The organism is Enterococcus sp. MSG3290 (genome assembly GCF_050555565.1).
GTDB lineage: Bacteria > Bacillota > Bacilli > Lactobacillales > Enterococcaceae > Enterococcus_B > Enterococcus_B faecium.
The window spans coordinates 1472123-1490055 of sequence record NZ_CP187862.1 but is presented as its reverse complement, the minus strand read 5'-3'; the positions used below and the strand labels follow the sequence as shown (position 1 = coordinate 1490055).

The 17933-nt window shown below is 39.3% G+C and carries 17 protein-coding genes; 13 read left to right on the top strand and 4 right to left on the bottom strand.

The annotated features are described in order from the left end of the window. The first annotated feature begins 1 nt into the window (after position 1). From rph to cbpB, 3 genes are all read left to right on the top strand, one after another. The gene (gene rph, locus IGL31_RS07100; protein WP_086300107.1) at positions 2 to 1357 is read left to right on the top strand and encodes a ribonuclease PH; all 1356 of its coding nucleotides are present in this window, start codon (positions 2 to 4) and stop codon (positions 1355 to 1357) included. Continuing rightward, positions 1358 to 1876 carry a metallophosphoesterase gene (locus IGL31_RS07095; protein ID WP_002288030.1) on the top strand — a complete coding sequence of 173 codons (519 nt, stop codon included), beginning with the start codon at positions 1358 to 1360 and terminating at the stop codon, positions 1874 to 1876. 106 nt (positions 1877 to 1982) lie between these two features. After that, positions 1983 to 2483 carry a cyclic-di-AMP-binding protein CbpB gene (cbpB, locus tag IGL31_RS07090; RefSeq protein ID WP_002295789.1) on the top strand — a complete coding sequence of 167 codons (501 nt, stop codon included), beginning with the start codon at positions 1983 to 1985 and terminating at the stop codon, positions 2481 to 2483. A 279-nt stretch (positions 2484 to 2762) separates the two neighbouring features. Here the strand turns inward: cbpB and IGL31_RS07085 are convergent, their stop codons facing one another. Further along, positions 2763 to 3683: a mechanosensitive ion channel family protein gene (locus tag IGL31_RS07085; RefSeq protein WP_010727792.1), complete on the bottom strand. Its 921-nt coding sequence runs from the start codon at positions 3681 to 3683 to the stop codon at positions 2763 to 2765. Between the two features lie 125 nt (positions 3684 to 3808). Between IGL31_RS07085 and IGL31_RS07080 the strand changes: the two genes are divergently transcribed. Then, on the top strand, positions 3809 to 4861 hold the full coding sequence (locus tag IGL31_RS07080) for a branched-chain amino acid aminotransferase (RefSeq protein WP_002321517.1): 1053 nt from the start codon (positions 3809 to 3811) through the stop codon (positions 4859 to 4861). Positions 4862 to 4970: 109 nt separating this feature from the next. Here the strand turns inward: IGL31_RS07080 and fabI are convergent, their stop codons facing one another. Then, positions 4971 to 5726, bottom strand: coding sequence for an enoyl-ACP reductase FabI (gene fabI, locus IGL31_RS07075; RefSeq protein ID WP_002295795.1), 756 nt, complete (start codon positions 5724 to 5726; stop codon positions 4971 to 4973). 219 nt (positions 5727 to 5945) lie between these two features. Here fabI and fabZ point away from each other — a divergent pair, with 219 nt between their 5' ends. After that, positions 5946 to 6386, top strand: a complete 441-nt coding sequence (gene fabZ / locus IGL31_RS07070) for a 3-hydroxyacyl-ACP dehydratase FabZ (protein WP_002295797.1) — start codon at positions 5946 to 5948, stop codon at positions 6384 to 6386. Positions 6387 to 6500: 114 nt separating this feature from the next. Here fabZ and IGL31_RS07065 read toward each other — a convergent pair whose 3' ends face one another. Next, the gene (locus IGL31_RS07065) at positions 6501 to 7262 is read right to left on the bottom strand and encodes a peptidylprolyl isomerase (RefSeq protein WP_002295798.1); all 762 of its coding nucleotides are present in this window, start codon (positions 7260 to 7262) and stop codon (positions 6501 to 6503) included. A gap of 188 nt (positions 7263 to 7450) precedes the next feature. Between IGL31_RS07065 and IGL31_RS07060 the strand changes: the two genes are divergently transcribed. Continuing rightward, positions 7451 to 8545, top strand: a complete 1095-nt coding sequence (locus IGL31_RS07060) for a DUF871 domain-containing protein (RefSeq protein ID WP_002295800.1) — start codon at positions 7451 to 7453, stop codon at positions 8543 to 8545. A gap of 162 nt (positions 8546 to 8707) precedes the next feature. Next, the gene (locus tag IGL31_RS07055) at positions 8708 to 9643 is read left to right on the top strand and encodes an alpha/beta hydrolase (RefSeq protein ID WP_086300106.1); all 936 of its coding nucleotides are present in this window, start codon (positions 8708 to 8710) and stop codon (positions 9641 to 9643) included. Between the two features lie 84 nt (positions 9644 to 9727). Here the strand turns inward: IGL31_RS07055 and gap are convergent, their stop codons facing one another. Continuing rightward, positions 9728 to 10738, bottom strand: a complete 1011-nt coding sequence (gene gap / locus IGL31_RS07050) for a type I glyceraldehyde-3-phosphate dehydrogenase (RefSeq protein ID WP_002295802.1) — start codon at positions 10736 to 10738, stop codon at positions 9728 to 9730. Positions 10739 to 11025: 287 nt separating this feature from the next. Here gap and obgE point away from each other — a divergent pair, with 287 nt between their 5' ends. The 6 genes from obgE to recJ all read left to right on the top strand — a co-directional run bounded on the left by obgE (position 11026) and on the right by recJ (position 17933). After that, a complete protein-coding gene (obgE, locus tag IGL31_RS07045) occupies positions 11026 to 12339 on the top strand; it encodes a GTPase ObgE (protein WP_002295805.1) in 1314 nt (437 codons plus the stop codon). 220 nt (positions 12340 to 12559) lie between these two features. Further along, positions 12560 to 13147 (top strand): DUF1269 domain-containing protein, encoded by a 588-nt coding sequence (locus IGL31_RS07040; RefSeq protein WP_086300105.1) that lies wholly within the window; start codon positions 12560 to 12562, stop codon positions 13145 to 13147. 176 nt (positions 13148 to 13323) lie between these two features. Continuing rightward, positions 13324 to 14265, top strand: coding sequence for a ribonuclease Z (gene rnz, locus IGL31_RS07035; protein WP_002295809.1), 942 nt, complete (start codon positions 13324 to 13326; stop codon positions 14263 to 14265). Next, a complete protein-coding gene (locus IGL31_RS07030) occupies positions 14262 to 15050 on the top strand; it encodes an SDR family NAD(P)-dependent oxidoreductase (protein ID WP_086300104.1) in 789 nt (262 codons plus the stop codon). The genes rnz and IGL31_RS07030 overlap by 4 nt, the downstream gene beginning before the upstream one ends. Continuing rightward, the gene (locus IGL31_RS07025) at positions 15051 to 15494 is read left to right on the top strand and encodes a LapA family protein (RefSeq protein WP_002303793.1); all 444 of its coding nucleotides are present in this window, start codon (positions 15051 to 15053) and stop codon (positions 15492 to 15494) included. It abuts the gene before it with no gap. A gap of 141 nt (positions 15495 to 15635) precedes the next feature. Continuing rightward, positions 15636 to 17933 (top strand): single-stranded-DNA-specific exonuclease RecJ, encoded by a 2298-nt coding sequence (recJ, locus tag IGL31_RS07020; protein ID WP_002338264.1) that lies wholly within the window; start codon positions 15636 to 15638, stop codon positions 17931 to 17933.

Below are 17933 nucleotides of genomic sequence, written 5' to 3'. Positions count from 1 at the left end.
GATGCGTCATGACGGGAGAAAAGCCCAAGAGCTTCGCAAACTGGAGCTTCAAACAAATGTTTTCAAATATCCAGAAGGATCGGTAGTGATCCGTTTTGGTGATACAACAGTTATTTGTTCTGCAACAATAGAAGATTCTGTACCTCCCTTTTTGAGAGAAACAGGAACAGGGTGGGTGACAGCAGAATATAGTATGCTGCCTCGAGCAACGAGTACGAGAAATCGTAGAGAAAGCAGCAAAGGGAAACTTTCTGGTAGAACAATGGAAATCCAGCGTCTTATTGGTCGTTCCTTGCGTGCAGTAGTAGACTTGGAAAAATTAGGAGAACGTAGTATCATCATAGACTGCGATGTGATCCAAGCGGATGGCGGTACTAGAACAGCAAGTATCACTGGGGCATTCGTGGCATTGAAATTAGCCATTGAAAAACTTTTAAGAGAAAAAGAATTGTCAGAAGATCCAATCAAAGAACATCTTGCTGCAGTTAGCGTAGGAATCTTACCAGATGGGACTTGCGTCACAGATTTGGATTACCAAGAAGATTCCGCAGCACTTGTAGACATGAACCTTGTAATGACAGAATCTGGAAAATTCGTGGAGATTCAAGGAACTGGAGAAGAAGCAACGTTTGATGGTGAACAGTTGAATGAAATGCTCTTTTTTGGAAAAAACGCGATTGAAGATTTGATCAAAGAGCAAAAACATGCTTTGCTAACAGAGTTTGCTCAAAATGATGAGCGGATAGAAGAAACAAAAACAATCATCATTGCGACAAGAAATCCAGGAAAAGCAGAAGAGTTTCGAAATATGTTCAAAGAAGCGGGATATCATGTAAAAACATTACTTGACTATCCTGAATTGCCAGATGTGGAAGAAACTGGCAGCACATTTGAAGAAAATGCCCGATTAAAAGCAGAAACGATTGCACAATTGCTTGATCAGCCAGTCTTAGCAGATGATTCAGGTTTGAAAGTCGATGCTTTAGGCGGTATGCCAGGAATCTATTCTGCACGTTTTGCAGGGGAACAAAAAAGTGATGCGGGGAATAACGCCAAATTATTATATGAATTGACAGATGTGCCGGATGAAAAAAGAACAGCACAATTCCATTGTACATTAGTATTCGCGGCACCCAAAAAAGACAGCCTTGTAGTAGAAGCGGAATGGCCCGGTCGAGTAGCCCGTATACCATCTGGCGAAAATGGCTTTGGGTATGATCCTTTATTTATCCCAGAAGGTAAGAAACAAACAGCAGCAGAATTATCGAGCGAAGAAAAAAACAAGATCAGTCATCGGGCTCAAGCAATGAAAAAATTGAGTGCCGAGTGGAAACAATGGCTGGAAGGAGAGAGATAGATGCGGTATTTAGTAGTAAGTGATAATCATGGAGACAGAGATATCCTCGTTGACTTAGTAGATCGTTATCGTTCTGAAGTGGATATCTTTTTCCATTGTGGTGATTCGGAATTAGAAGCTTCTGACCCATTATGGGATACATTCCAAGTGGTTCAAGGTAATTGTGATTATGGACCAGGATTCGAACAGAAAAAAGTGATCCAAACTGGTCAGGATACAGTATTCATGACTCACGGTCATTTATCGAATGTCCGATTTGGTTTGACACAGTTAGCAATCGAAGCTCGAGCTGCAACTGCCGATATGGTGTTTTTTGGTCATACCCATCAAATAGGCTGTGAGATGGATCAGAAAATCCTGTTTTTGAATCCTGGTAGCATTTCTCAGCCTAGAGGCCCGATCCAAATCCCATCATATGCTCTTATCGAAAGTTTAGATGACCAAATTTCTGTTCAATACTATAACCGTGCCCATCAGGCAGTTGAAGAGTTGGCCTTTTCTTTTTCGAGAGAGCGCTGAATAAAAAAACTCTAATTTTTAATAAAAATAAGCTTTATTTTATGAATTTTGCATCCGGTTTCGGTAAAATAGTAGTGTTGAATGAAATAGAAATGGAGGCCATCAGATGATTGGACCTATAGTAAGAGAAATGCTGCTGGAAAATCAGGAAACGTTTTTGATTCCTGCAGAAAATGTGGCAAATGTTATGTATCATCATCCATTATCCCATGGTTTACTTGTGTTATCGAAGGTCGGTTATTCCAAAATTCCTGTATTAGGAAAAGATGATCACTTTGTAGGACTAGTAAGTTTATCAGATGTGGTCAATAAAATGATTGACTTGCAAACAATCAGCATGGACCCGTTAGAAGGACTAACGGTTGCTGATGTGACAGAAACAGATGTTCCGACAATTGATGAAAATTGGGAACTAGAAGAAGTACTCCATTTGTTAGTCGATTCGCCTTTTTTACCGGTTGTCACAGAAGATCGGATTTTCAAAGGAATCATTACAAGAAAAGAGCTGCTTAAAGCCGTAAACTTCATGGTGCATGAATTAGAACGTCGTAATATATTGTCTCCGAAAATCGAAGAATTAAAAGAACAAATCGATATCGTGAGCTAAAGAACGAGAAACTAAAAGATAATCAAAAAATAAGTAGAAAAAACAGCGTACCAGTTTTGACTTTATCTTGAAAAAGAGGCTGGGACAAAAGCGTTTAACTCCAAGAAATAAGAAGGAATTCACGAAAATTGCTTTTCAAATTTTTGTGAATTTCAGCTTATTTCCGAAGGAGTTGCTTCTGCTTCCGCCGTTTATACGTGTTTAGAGCGTGGGACAAAAGTGTTCTTTACTTTTGTCCCACGCTCTTTTTAGTGAGATTCGTTGCATCGTTTGTCCAAATTATTTTCCGACAGCAATTGGACTGTTCGGAATCGTGAAACCAGAAGCTGTCAATTCTTTGACATAGGAGCTCAAGAACTCTTCTTTTAAGGCATATTGTTTTCCGTTCAATGCGTAGCAGACCGTACGAATCGCAAAATTGCTGTTTCCAAGATCCACTAATCCAAAGATAGAAGGTTCAGTTTGGAGCTCTTCTTGGTATTTTTCAGCTAATGTACGATTTACTCGATCAATGATCTCATAGATTTTGTCATATCCTTCTTCAGGAACAATCCGAATATCTAAAAGTACTTGCATATTTGCACGAGAGAGATTGCTGATCGTGGTGATGTTTCGATTCGGGATGAAATGGACAGTACCATCCGTTGCTTTCAGCTGAAGGGTACGGATACCAACAGATACGACGGTTCCTTCAATCGTTAAGTTTGCTAGCTTGATGTAGTCCCCAACATCCATCTGTTGTTCCATGATAATAAAAAATCCGGTAATAACATCACTCATGAACCCTTGGGCACCAAGACCGATTGCCACACCTGCAATTCCGGCACCAGCCAAAAGTGATCCGATCGGCACACCAATAGCAGATAAGATTGCATAGATAAAAAAGAAACCAAGGGTATAATGAAAAATAGTATTTAAAAGACTATGTAAAGTCTTTAAGCGGCTCTCGTTTAGAATGGCTTTTTTAGAATACTGATTAAAAGACTTATCAATCAGATATTTTCCCACACGGTGAAGAATCCAAAAAAGGATGATCAAAAAAACCAGATATAAACTTTTTTGGATAAAGGCAGCCAAAATGGCGTCCCAATCAATCCCGTCCCAAAACCGCTGAAACGCATTTACTTTGCTGACAGCTTGATCTGTCAATGTCTCGCCAGAAGAGTCTGTCGTACCGGCAGTTGCTAATAATGAAAACATAAAATCCTCTTTTCTAAAATTTGATTCTTTCTGTATTGTACCAAGAAGTTTTCAAAAAAGGAAATAGCAAAAATAACTATAATGAAGGAAAAAAGCTGAAAATAAAATGACAAATAATATGGATAATGATAAAATGTGGAGAAAATAACGAAGGTGGTAAGTATATGCAAATCGATTGGAACAATCTAGGTTTTTCTTATATCAAAACTCCTTGGCGTTTTATTGCCAAATGGAAAGACGGACAATGGGAAGAAGGAGAATTGACAGAAGATAATTACCTGACGATTCATGAAGGCTCTCCAGCGCTTCATTATGGTCAGCAATGTTTTGAAGGTCTAAAAGCTTATCGTCGAAAAGACGGCAAGGTCAATCTCTTTCGACCTGAACAAAATAGTCGACGGATGAATCAAAGTGCTAGACGATTGCTGATGCCAATGGTCCCTGAAAAGATGTTCGTTGATGCTGTCAAGCAAGTGGTAAAAGCAAATGAAGATTTTGTGCCGCCCTATGGAACAGGCGCTACATTATACTTGCGCCCTTTACTGATTGGGGTCGGTGAAAACATTGGTGTCCATCCAGCTCCAGAATATTTATTTGTCGTCTTCTGTACGCCAGTAGGAGCGTATTTCAAAGGTGGACTAAAACCAACGAATTTTATTGTATCTGATTACGATCGTGCTGCTCCTAAGGGGACTGGTGCAGCAAAAGTCGGCGGAAATTACGCAGCGAGTTTACTTCCAGGAACAGAAGCAAAAGAACTGGATTACTCAGATTGTGTTTATCTTGATCCAGCCACACATACGAAAATCGAAGAAGTAGGTGCAGCAAATTTCTTTGGAATTACAAAAGACGGAAAATTCATCACTCCGCAATCGCCCTCTATCTTACCAAGTATCACGAAATATTCCTTGTTGCAGTTAGCTGAAGAACGACTAGGACTGCAAGCAATTGAAGGAGATATTTTCATTGATGATCTAGATCAATTTGCAGAAGCTGGTGCATGTGGTACAGCGGCTGTTATTTCTCCAATCGGTGGGATTTATCACAATAACAATCTTCATGTATTTTATAGTGAAACGGAAGTAGGACCAGTAACAAAACGGTTGTATGATGAATTGACAGGTATTCAATTTGGAGACATAGAAGCACCAGAAGGCTGGATTGAAGTCGTGGAATAATTTCAAAGTAATGAGTTGAAAAAAACGTAAAAAGAAAAAATCAGGAAGAGACTTTAAAAAGTTTTTTCCTGATTTTTATATGTTTTACTTTAAAGAATGCAACAAAAGTTTATGAAAGATGGACACCTTTGTCAACGTAGATAATATCACCGATGATTCCGCTGGAAAGTGGGCTGATTAAGAAAGCACAAGCATTACCGACTTCTTCGATCGTCACACCTTGCTGATCAGGCGTACGAGATTCAGATAACTGGATCAGTTTTTGATAGTCTTTAACACCTGTGACAGCTAATGTTTTGATTGCCCCAGCTGAGATTCCATTGACCCGAATTCCTTTAGGCGAGAACTCAGCTGCCAAATAACGGATAGCAGCTTCAAGAGAAGCTTTCGCAATACCCATCATGTTATAATTCGGGATTGCGCGTTCTGAACCTAGATAAGTCATGCTAACGATCCCGCTGTTTGGTGCAAGAAACGGTTGTGCGTATTTTGATACAGCAATTAAAGAGTAGCTGCTGATATCTTGAGCTAATTGATAGCCGTCTCTGGAAATATCAGACACATTTCCGGACAATTCTTCTTTGTTGGCGTAAGCAACTGCATGGACAAGGCCGTGGATCTCCCCAGCATATTCACCGATGGCATTCATTGCTTTTTCGATGCTTTCGTCGCTAGAAACATCACATTCTACAGTGAATGCTTCTTCGCCGACCAATTTGACTAATGATTTTTTCATTCGTTCATTTTGGTAAGTATAGATAATTTCTGCCCCTTGTTTCAACATTGCTTCAGCACAACCCCAAGCAATGCTTTTTTTGTTAGCGACGCCCATAATGACGATTTTTTTTCCTTCTAGAAATGACATAATGACTCTCCTTTGTTTCTGATAAAAATTTGATAGTCGTAAAAAAATAGAGAATAATAGCTAAAATAACTTCTTGATTTCTTAATTATTAGTCAAAATGTTTTGATTGTCAAACTATTTTTTCTTAAATTAAAAAAAGATTGCTAAATATTTAGGAATATGATACTTTGATAGTCAAAGTAATGAAAATGGCAATTGCCTGAAAGAAGGAGTTTAATTATGTCTTACGTATTATCTGCTACTGAAGTAATGGAATTGATTCCTAATCGTTATCCTATTTGTTATATTGATTATGTAGATACTTTAGAACCAGGAAAAAAGATCGTTGCGACAAAAAATGTAACAATCAATGAAGATTTTTTCCAAGGTCACTTTCCTGACAATCCAGTGATGCCGGGTGCGTTGATTCTAGAAACACTGGCACAAGCAGGTTCGATACTTATCCTAAAATCAGAAGAGTTTCTAGGAAAAAGAGCTTATATCGGTGGGATCAATAAGGCCAAATTCCGTCAAAAAGTTGTTCCAGGAGATGTGCTGAAATGTCATTTTGAAATCACCAAAATGAAGGGATCAGTCGGTACAGCGTTATCTGCAGCATATGTAGATGATAAAAAAGTCTGTGAGTGCGAGTTCACGTTCATCGTCAACCAAAATGCTTGACTATAAAACCTGATATAGCAAAACAAAAGGAAGCTTACTTGCTTTTTATGTAAAAAGAAGACGCCTGAATCCTAGCATACGTTGTCATCTATGCGGGATTCAGACGTTATTTTTTTATTTTTGTTTTGCTTCTTGCAGTATATTGATTTTATCGATTTTTACTTCTTCTTTTGGTTTGTCTGAACTATCTGTTTCGATATTTGCAATAGCATCCACGACATCCATTCCTTCAATCACTTGGCCGAAGACAGTATAATGGCCATCTAGTGAAGGATAACCGCCGTTTTTATAAGCGTCGATGATTGCTTGAGGATAGTCGTCTTTTAAAAGACCATCATGCATATCATCTGTATTTTGAACGATAAAGAACTGGCTGCCGTTACTGTTAGGATCTTGTGAGCGAGCCATAGATAACGCACCTCTTATATTATAAAGGTGGTTGTTGATCTCTGTTTCAAATCCTTCTCCCCAAATGCTTTCCCCTCCAGTGCCATCGCCTTTAGGATCGCCACCTTGGATCATGAAATCTTTGATGACGCGATGGAAAGTCAGTCCGTTGTAGTAACCGTCTTTTGCATGTGTCATAAAGTTTTCAACCGCTTTTGGTGCGTATTCGGGAAATAATTTGATTTTGATTGTGCCTTTATTCGTCACCATTTCGACCAGATCTTCATTTTCGGCGACATCTTTCGTCAATTGTGGTAATTCCAATGCGTTCAAATCGACGCTACTGGCAGTCGTGCTTTCCGCAGTAGATGTACTTTTTGAACTTTCTGTAGACGAACTAGAAGAAGTCGTGTTGTTTGCAGAACAACCAGCAGCAAACAGCAATGCTGCTGCTAAACTAATACTTAAAATAACTTTATTTTTCTTCATAACTGTTCCTTTCCAATTTACTATTTTGTTATCTTTAATGATAACAAAATAGAGGGAAAATACCTACTTAAATTATTGGAATTTATCATTTATTTTAAAAGAAAAAGAAAAGGTGTAGACCATTTACTTTGTGTTTGCTATAATGTAAGTGGATACAAAAACGAAAAGATGCAGGAGGAAATGGTAATATGGGAAAATTAGGAATCTCGATTTATCCAGAACGGTCAACATTTGAAAAGGACAAAGCGTACTTGGATTTAGCTCATAAGTATGGGTATAAACGGGTTTTTACCAGTTTGCTGCAGATCAATGATGATAAAGAAAAAGTTCTTTCAGAATTTAAAGAAGTAGTTGATTACGCGAATAGCCTAGGCATGGAAGTAATGGTTGATATCAATCCAGCGTTATTTGAACAGTTGGAGATTTCTTACGATGACTTATCTTTTTTCCATAAGATGGGTGCCTACGGGGTCCGCTTAGATATCGGATTCACAGGAGCAGAAGAAGCAAAAATGACGCGCAATCCTTTTGGTATCAAAATCGAGATCAATATGAGTTCGGGCACGAATTACGTTGACAACATCATGAGTTATTCGCCAAACACGGATAATTTATTAGGTTCTCATAATTTTTATCCTCATCGATACTCTGGTTTAGGATACGAACACTTTGTTTTTTGTTCAGAAAAATTCAGAAAATATAATTTGAATACGATGGCATTCGTCAATTCGCAATCTGCTGAGTTTGGCCCTTGGCCTACGCAAGATGGCTTGTGCACGCTGGAAGACCACCGAGATCTTGAAATTGCGACACAAGTGAAGCATTTAATCCTTACAGGATTGATTGATGATATTTCTATTGGAAATGCGTACGCAAGTGAAGAAGAATTGAAAGAAATGGCAGAAGCATTTAACGCGGATTATCCAACATTGAAAGTAGATACGGAAGAAGGTATTACAGAAAACGAACGAATCTGCTTGTTTGATAACCTTCATAGTTATCGAGGGGATCGCTCAGAATATATCCTTCGTTCAACGATGACTCGTGTATACTACAAAGATAAAGATTTCCCGCCTCATAATACGCGAGATATGCATCATGGGGATGTACTGATTGACAATGAAGGGTACGGTCAATACAAAGGAGAAACACAAATCGCCTTGAAGGATATGAAAAACGACGGACGTGTCAATGTTGTAGGAAGAATCTCCGATGACGAATTATTCCTCCTTGACTTTTTGAAACCATGGTCAAGCTTTAAATTAATTGAAAATAAAAAATAGATAATTAGTTATTGCAGAAATAATCCGCTAGAAATAGCCAGTTATTTCTGCTTTTTTATTTTGTTTTTTTATAGGTTATAAAAATGAACATTGCATAGTAGAGATTCTTTGATTATACTAATTCAAGGTTATATGAAAAAAGAGAAATGAGATGGATGATTTATGAAACTTTGGATGAAAATCCTTTTAGGCGTCGCTTTAGCTCTGATTGTTGCGTTAGTGTTTGCAGGGAATTATTTTTATAATTATGCTGTTGTGCCTTCTGAGAAAGACTTTTTAGACGAAGATACACCTGGTACAACACAGACATCCAAAGAAACGGATGCACATAAATGGTTTAGTTCAAAAGAAAACCGAAGCGATTGGACCATCACTTCAAAAGACGGTCTGAAATTATCAGCGATTTATCTTCCTGCTGAAACGAAAAGTGAAAAAACAGCTCTTGTGGCTCATGGCTATATGGGAAACGCTGAAACGATGACCAATTACGCAAAGATGTTTCATGATATGGGTTACAATGTCCTTGTTCCTGATGCAAGAGGACATGGAAAAAGCGAAGGGGATTACATTGGATTTGGATGGCCAGAGCGTAAAGACTATGTACAGTGGATAAACAAAGTGCTAGAAAACAATGGAAAATCGCAAGAAATCGTTCTATACGGTGTCAGCATGGGAGCAGCAACAGTTATGATGACTAGCGGAGAAAAACTACCAGATAATGTGAAAGCAATCATTGAAGATTGCGGTTATTCTTCCGTCCATGATGAGCTTGCCTATCAGCTAGACGATATGTTTAGTCTTCCAGCATTTCCGCTTATGCAAGTAACAAGTCTAGTGACAAAAGTCCGTGCTGGCTACTTTTTCGGTGAAGCAAATGCAGTGGAACAATTGAAGAAAAACCAGCGCCCAATGCTCTTTATACATGGAGACGAAGATACATTTGTACCATTTGAAATGTTAGATAAGGTCTATCGTGCAACGAAGGGACCAAAAGAAAAGTATGTTGTAAAAGGAGCCGAGCATGCGGAAGCATACAAGACAGATCCTGTAAAATATCAGCAAGTAGTCCAACAATTTTTAAGCCAATATGTTCATTGAACGAGTTTAAAAGTAGGGGATGAAAAGAAAGAAGCCTTTGACTGGATCCAGTCAAAGGCTTCTTTTATCGATTGATCTATCAAATTACAAATTAGCGAATTTTTCTAGTAAGCGAATCATTTGGCAAGTAAATCCATATTCATTGTCATACCATGCAACAGTTTTAACAAGTTGGAAATCACCAGCAGTTGTTACTTCTGTTTGCGTTGGGTCAAAGATCGAACCTTGAGTTGTTCCAATGACATCGCTAGAAACGATTTGACGGTCATCATACCCGAATGAAGGATTGTCAACTGTGTGTTTTTTGATTGCTTCGTTTACTTGATCAGCAGTTACTTTTGTTTTCAACACTGAAACCAATTCAGTTAATGAACCATCAACGACTGGAACACGTTGTGCGTGTCCTTGTAATTTTCCTTGTAGCTCAGGGATAACTAAGCCGATTGCTTTCGCAGCACCAGTAGAATGTGGGATAGTATTGTCAGCAGCTGAACGAGCAGCACGCAAATTACCGCCTTTTACAGGTCCATCTAAGAGCATTTGTGTGGAAGTGTAGGCATGAACTGTTGTCATTGTACCAACTTCGATCCCAAATTCATTATTTAAGAAATAAGCCATAGGTGCTAAACAGTTTGTTGTACATGAACCTGCTGAGATGATTTTGTCGTTTTCATCTAATGTATCATCATTGACGTTATAGACGATGGTTTTCATAGCACCAGCTGGGGCAGAAATAACTACTCGTTTGACACCAGCATCTAAATGCGCTTTTGCTTTTTCTTCAGATGTATAAAAACCAGTACATTCTAGTACGATATCTACACCGTTTTCTTTTACCCAAGGGATTTTGCTTGCGTCGGGTTCTGCATAAACACGAGTTGCTTCGCCATCCACTACGATTGAGTCTTCTGTTGCAGTAACTGTGCCAGGATAAGTACCATGAGTAGAGTCAAATTGCAATAATTGTGCTAACATAGTTGGACTTGTTAAGTCGTTGATTGCTACTACTTCAATATCATCTGAGACTTCTTTGATGCGGCGGAAAGCCAGACGGCCAATACGCCCAAATCCGTTAATACCTACTTTTACTGTCATATCAAAAGTTCCTCCTTTATTAGGGGTGCTGTGAAACGGCATCCTCAATTAATACAATTAATACACTGTTATTCTGCTACGCAAAGAATATTTTGTCAAAAAATTATACTTGGTAGCAGAAAAAAGGTTGGAAACCTTACCAAATGATAAAAAAAGAAGAAGGTAAACAATCTTTTTGCTGAAATGATAGACAAAATCAGATTTCACCGATAAAATAAGTAAGACTTTTGTTTATTGTGGAAATTCAGGCAGTCAAATAAATAAATGAATAATAGGAGGACTTAATTATGTCCATGTTTTTAGATCAAGTAACGATCGATGTGAAAGCTGGCAAGGGCGGAGACGGAATGGTTGCATTTCGTCGCGAAAAATACGTTCCTGACGGCGGACCGGCTGGCGGAGACGGTGGTCGTGGCGGCGATGTCATCTTGATCGTCGATGAAGGGTTACGTACATTGATGGATTTTCGGTTCAATCGCCATTTCAAAGCGCAGCCAGGTGAAAATGGGATGAGTAAAGGGATGCACGGTCGTGGTTCAGAAGATACCTATGTTAAAGTACCACAAGGAACCACTGTCCGAGATGCGGAGACTGGTGCTCTTTTAGGAGATTTAATTGAAAATGGTCAAACACTAGTTGTGGCAAAAGGTGGACGCGGTGGACGAGGGAATATCCGTTTTGCCTCTCCTCGGAATCCTGCACCGGAAATTGCTGAAAACGGTGAACCAGGACAAGAGCGAAAAATCGAACTAGAATTGAAAGTATTGGCAGACGTTGGACTTGTAGGTTTTCCATCTGTCGGGAAATCGACTTTACTATCCGTTATTTCATCTGCTCGTCCAAAAATCGGCGCTTATCATTTCACGACGCTCGTCCCTAATCTAGGAATGGTTACTACAAGTGATGGCAGAAGTTTTGCCGCAGCAGACTTGCCAGGCTTGATTGAAGGAGCTTCGCAAGGTGTTGGGCTGGGTACACAATTCCTTCGTCATATCGAAAGAACACGAGTAATTTTACATGTGATCGATATGAGTGGGATGGAAGGACGAGATCCTTATGAAGACTATCTTGCCATCAACAAAGAATTATCTACTTATAACTTACGCTTGCTAGAGCGTCCGCAAATCATCGTGGCAAACAAAATGGATATGCCGGATGCACAGGAAAATCTAGTGAAATTCAAAGAACAGCTGAACAAGGAAAAAGAAGATGAATTTGCTGATGACATCCCAGTATTTCCAATTTCTGGAGTGACTCGACAAGGATTGGACGCGTTATTGAATGCTACAGCAGATTTGTTAGAAGTAACGCCAGAATTCCCATTGTACGAAGAAGAACTGGAAGAAGAAACTGTACACTATGGATTCAATCCAGAAGGTCCTGAGTTCCAAATCGATCGTGATTCAGATGCAACGTGGATCTTATCTGGTGAGAAGATCGAAAAATTATTCCAAATGACAAATTTCGATCATGATGAAACAGTGATGCGTTTTGCTCGTCAATTACGTGGTATGGGTGTGGATGAAGCTCTTCGGGCACGCGGTGCGAAAGATGGCGACCTTGTACGTATCGGTGAGTTTGAATTTGAATTTGTCGAATAGGCAAGCAAATAAAAACAAATACCAAAAAATATAGATTCAGATTTAAGGGAGGTTGTGACAGAAGTGGTCAGCTTCAAGAACGCCGTTTATTCGGAAAAAGGAGCTGTGATACGACTTTTGTCACAGCCCTATTTTATTGGAAAAAAAGAGTGCTTTTCTTTTCTTATTTTACAATTAAAGGTAAAATAAATAACAAGAAGGTATGAAAGGGGCGTTTTTAATGAGCAAACGAGTAATCATTTTAAATTTTCAAGTAGAAAGCCAGGCATATCAGGCATTTTCAGAAATCAAAAAGTTACATGCTGTTCGTTCGATTAAAGGAGAACAGATGGCAGTTGTCAGCCATGATCCTAATGGGACACATCAATTCAAAATAGAAGATTTTATCGACTTTACCGGTAATAACAAATCTTCTACGGGTGGATTAATCGGAATGTTGGTTGGTGTATTAGGTGGTCCGCTAGGGATTTTATTAGGATGGTTTGCCGGAGGAATGATCGGTGCGACACAAGATGCCAAAGAAATAAAAGATGCCCAGACCGTGTTCGACTTTGTAGGAAATAAAATCGGTGAAGGAGCTACAGGACTGATCTTGATTGCTGATGAAGAGGACAATCGCCCACTGAATCAATTGGTAATGATGGAATTAGGCGGAGAAATTACCCGCTTGGATTATGAAGATGTCGAAAAAGATGTGCATGATGCGAAAGAAGCTGAAAATCAAGCGAAAGAAGCTGCACAAAAGACTTGGAAGGAAAAACATCCGCAAACTTCCAACGACAATGAAAGTTCTGGATCTTCAAATTAATAAAAAACAGCAGAGGATCTCAAACGGGTTCGCTGCTGTTTTTATAGTAATTTTCAAAGAAAACGCTATCGCTTTAGAACGTTATTTTTAATTTGAACCCATTCTCGACTTACGGTTGATTATCCCTTCTTTTTACCCTAAAATTAAAGAGGAACTTAAAGAAAGTCAGGTAGATTATGGAATTACAATTTTTAGGAACAGGTGCAGGTGTTCCTGCAAAACATAGAAATGTGACAAGTATAGCATTGAAACTTTTAGACGAGCGCAATGAAGTTTGGTTGTTCGACTGTGGCGAAGGCACGCAAATGCAGATTTTGCGAACGACTATTCGTCCGAGAAAAATCGGTAAAATTTTCATCACACATTTACACGGCGATCATATTTTTGGACTTCCCGGGCTCATCAGCAGCCGGTCATTTCAAGGTGGGGATACGCCATTAGAGATTTACGGGCCAAAAGGGATAGAGGAATACATAAAAGTCTCTTTAGGTATTTCGCAAACGCGTTTAAGTTATCCGCTAAAATTCATTGAGCTAAATGAAACAGCCCCGATTTTTACTGATCAGCAATTTTCTGTTTATACAAAAAAACTAAATCATGGGATCGACAGTTTTGGTTATCGTGTGGTTGAACATGATCATAAAGGAGAATTGCAGGTGGATCGTCTAAAAGAATTAGGTATTCCAGCTGGACCACTGTACGGCAAACTGAAGCAAGGTGAAACGATCCAACTAGAAGATGGGCGGACGATCAATGGAAAAGATTTCGTAGGTCCAGATAAAAAAGGACGAATCGTGACTATTTTAGGCGATACGAGAAAAACACATAATTCCGTTGTGCTTGCGGAAAATAGCGATATTCTGGTACATGAAAGCACATTTAATAAAGATGAAGCAAGAATGGCGCACAACTATTTCCATTCCACGACTCATCAAGCTGCTGAAGTTGCAAAAGAAGCGCAGGCAAAACGGCTGCTACTTACTCATATCAGTGCGAGATATTTAGGAAAAGCAGCTTTAGAGCTTGAAAAAGAAGCACAAGAAGTGTTTGAAAACACGACGATTATGAAAGATTTTGATAGCATTGAGATTCCATTTCGCGAGGAGGAAGAGGCATGAATTTAGAAGATAAAGTTGTTTTAGTAACAGGTAGTTCAGGCGGTCTGGGCGCACAAATCTGTTATGAAGCAGCAAAGCAAGGAGCAATCGTTATAAGTTGCGCACGAAGAATGGCATTTGTAGAAGGTGTCAGAGACGAGTGCAGACGCTTGAGCGGCAAAGAGGCTTATGCTTTCAAGGTAGACGTCAGCAATCCTGAAAGCGTGGACGAATTATATGAAAAGGTGATGGAAGAAGTCGGGCGCGTCGATATTCTGGTAAACAATGCGGGTTTTGGGATTTTCGAAGACTTCCTTACATTCGACCTTGGAAAAGCATACGATATGTTTGAAGTCAACATCTTAGGAATGATGGTTTTGACACAAAAATTTGTGATCGATATGGCAGAAAGAAGACAAGGTCATATCATTAATATCGCCTCTATGGCTGGAAAAATGGCAACTGCAAAATCAACGGTTTATTCTGCCACGAAATTTGCAGTCCTTGGCTTCTCCAATGCTTTGCGATTAGAATTGAAACCACTTGGCGTAGCTGTTACGACAGTGAATCCAGGTCCAATCGAGACAGATTTCTTCGATAAGGCTGATCCAAGCGGAAGCTATTTGGAAAAAGTCGGACAAATCGTTTTAGAACCTGCCAAGTTGGCAAAAATGATCGTCCGCAATATGAGACATCCAAAACGGGAAATCAATCAACCGTTTATTTTAGAAGTTGCATCAAAATTTTATACGCTGTTTCCAACGATTGGTGATTATTTAGCCAGCGGAATTTTTAACAAAAAGTAGGTGAAGGAATTGAAAAAGCAAAGCAATGTGATTCTTGGATTTGTTTTAGTTTTGATTATTGTTCTTTTTGCTGTATTGAACAATAAAAATGTTCCTGTAAGTTTTGGCTTCACTTCCTTTTCTGCGCCATTGATCTTAGTGATCATCGGTTCTGCGCTGATTGGTGCACTGATTGTATTTTTGACTGCTTCGGCAACACTATGGCAGCAAAAAAAGCAAATCAAACAGCTGACTCAGGAAATGTCAGAATATCAAACAGAACTTCAAAAGAAAATTGAAGAAGCAAAAGAAGAACAGCAACGCGAGTTTAGAAACGAACGTGCGGAGTTGGAAGCTGCTTATCAGGCGGAGTTACAAGCGAAAACCGCACAAATCAGTCAATTGAAAGCGCCGGAAGAACAAAAAACTCAATCGCCCAAACAAAGCTTCAATTATTTTGACTAATAGGGATATTTCATAAATGGTCGTACAAAAGATCAGGTCCTGCTGAACATCTGTCTAGCGGATCTGATCTGTTTTTATTCTTTCTTTCTGCTTTTTTTTGCTGATTTCCTTTGCTATAATAACTAAGTTAGGAGTGAGAAAGTGAGACAAGCAAATTTTGATTGGAAGTTAAGCGAGACAGAGCCTTCTGAATCCTTTCTCCAAATGATCCGTGAACTGAAATTATCTCCATTTGTCGGTAAGTTACTGTGGCAAAGAGGTTACCATGAGGAAAAGGATATCAACCGATTTTTACATCCAAAGGAACAAGAATTACATGATCCGTATCTGATGCACGATATGGATAAAGCAATCAGCCGAATCCAAGAAGCTGTAATCAGTGGAGAAAAAATCCTCGTTTACGGTGATTATGACGCAGATGGGATCACCAGTGCAACGGTAATGAAAGAAACACTGGAATTACTTGGTGCAGAAGTAGAAGTATTCCTGCCAAATCGATTTGAGCATGGGTATGGACCAAACCAATCGGTATACCAAGAAAAGATCGAAGAAGGAATCCAGTTGATCATCACTGTTGATAACGGGGTAGCAGGAAATGATGCGGTAGCATACGCTCAGCAAGCTGGTGTAGACGTGATCATTACAGATCATCACGAACTACCTGAGAATTTACCAGACGCTTATGCGATTGTTCACCCTCGTCATCCAGCGGGGCACTATCCATTTCCAGATTTGGCAGGAGTCGGAGTAGCATTCAAAGTAGCTTCTGCATTATTGGAAGAACCGCCTGTAGAATTTTTGGATTTAGTAGCGATAGGAACGATCGCCGATTTAGTTTCATTGACTGATGAGAATCGAATCCTTGTTTCATTAGGAATCGATGCCATTCATCATTCAGAACGGATAGGACTTCAAGCGCTATTTGAAGAAAGCGGCGTAAAAATGAGGGACGCAGACGAAACAACGATCGGTTTTTCGATTGCTCCCAGACTAAATGCAATCGGTCGGATGGGCGATCCACGTCCTGCCGTCTCGTTACTTGCGACGTTTGATGAAGAGGAAGCATCCGTTCAAGCAAAAAAATTGAATGAGATCAATGAAGAAAGAAAAGCAATCGTAGAGCAGATAACACAAGAAGCATTAGCGATGGTCAATAAGGAGAATCATATTCATCTATTGGTAAACCGAGGATGGCATGAGGGCGTTTTGGGCATTGTTGCTGGGAAAATAATGAATGAAACGGGTAAACCAACGCTTGTCCTTACTTTAAAAGAAGATGGATCAGCTAAAGGATCTGGACGTAGTATTGAAGCCTTGAATCTTTTTGAAATGCTTGACCAGATGCGAGATTTATTTACTTACTTCGGAGGACATCATGCAGCAGTCGGTTTAACGATGCCAAGTGAAAATGTCACTATACTACAGGAGAAGATGAACCAATATATAGTCGATCATCAAATTGACTTGATGAGAGGGCCTGAGTTGAGAATTGATGAAGTATTGCTGCCAAATGAAGTAACAGTAGAGCGAATTGATGAGCTGAAACTATTGGCGCCATTTGGTACGGATAATCCTTTGCCTCAGTTTTTATTTCGACAAGTCCAAGCAGAAAATATCAAAAGAATCGGAGCAAACCAACAGCATCTGAAATTTGTCCTTTCCGATGCATCGAGTCAGCTTGATGCGGTCGCTTTTGGTTTTGGTACTCAAGAAGAAGAACTGCTGAATAATCAGGTAGATGTGGTAGGAAAGCTTTCGATCAATGAATGGAACGGGCGTAAGAAACCGCAGCTGATGGTATCTGATTTTTCTGTGGGTGGTCTGCAAGTATTTGATTGGCGGGCAAAACGTTTCCGTGAACAGAGCCGAACGTCGGAAGGTAGCCTTTATTTAGCATTTGATTCTTCGACGTTGAAATTCGTGCCTGAGATTATCCAGGAAGCTGCGATTGTTTTCGAAGGACTAGATTCTGTAAAGGCAATAATTGAAAAAAGAAAACCGAACTCTCTAGTTATTATGGATTGTCCAGATGATTTAGCGGATCTGAAAGAAGTTTTTCGGTCTTATTCATTCAATCGTGTTTATCTGATGGGGATTTCGCCTGATGAGGCCTATTTGAATGGGGTAGGCACAAGAGAACAGTACGCAAAATTGTTTAAACTGATCCATTCTCAAGAACGAATTGATATACGTCATAAAATAAAAGCAATAGCTCAATATTTGCGTATCCCTGAAAAATTATTAATTTTTATGATACAGGTGTTTTTTGAATTGAAATTTGTTACAATAGAGAACGGTGTTTTACAAAAAGTCGCTAGCCCAGAAAGTCATCCTTTGACTGAGAGCAGATTATACCAGCGGCGGCTCAATAAAATCAAAGTTGAGGAATTTTTGCTTTTGAGCGATATTCCTACCATAAAGAAATGGTTAACAACCTAG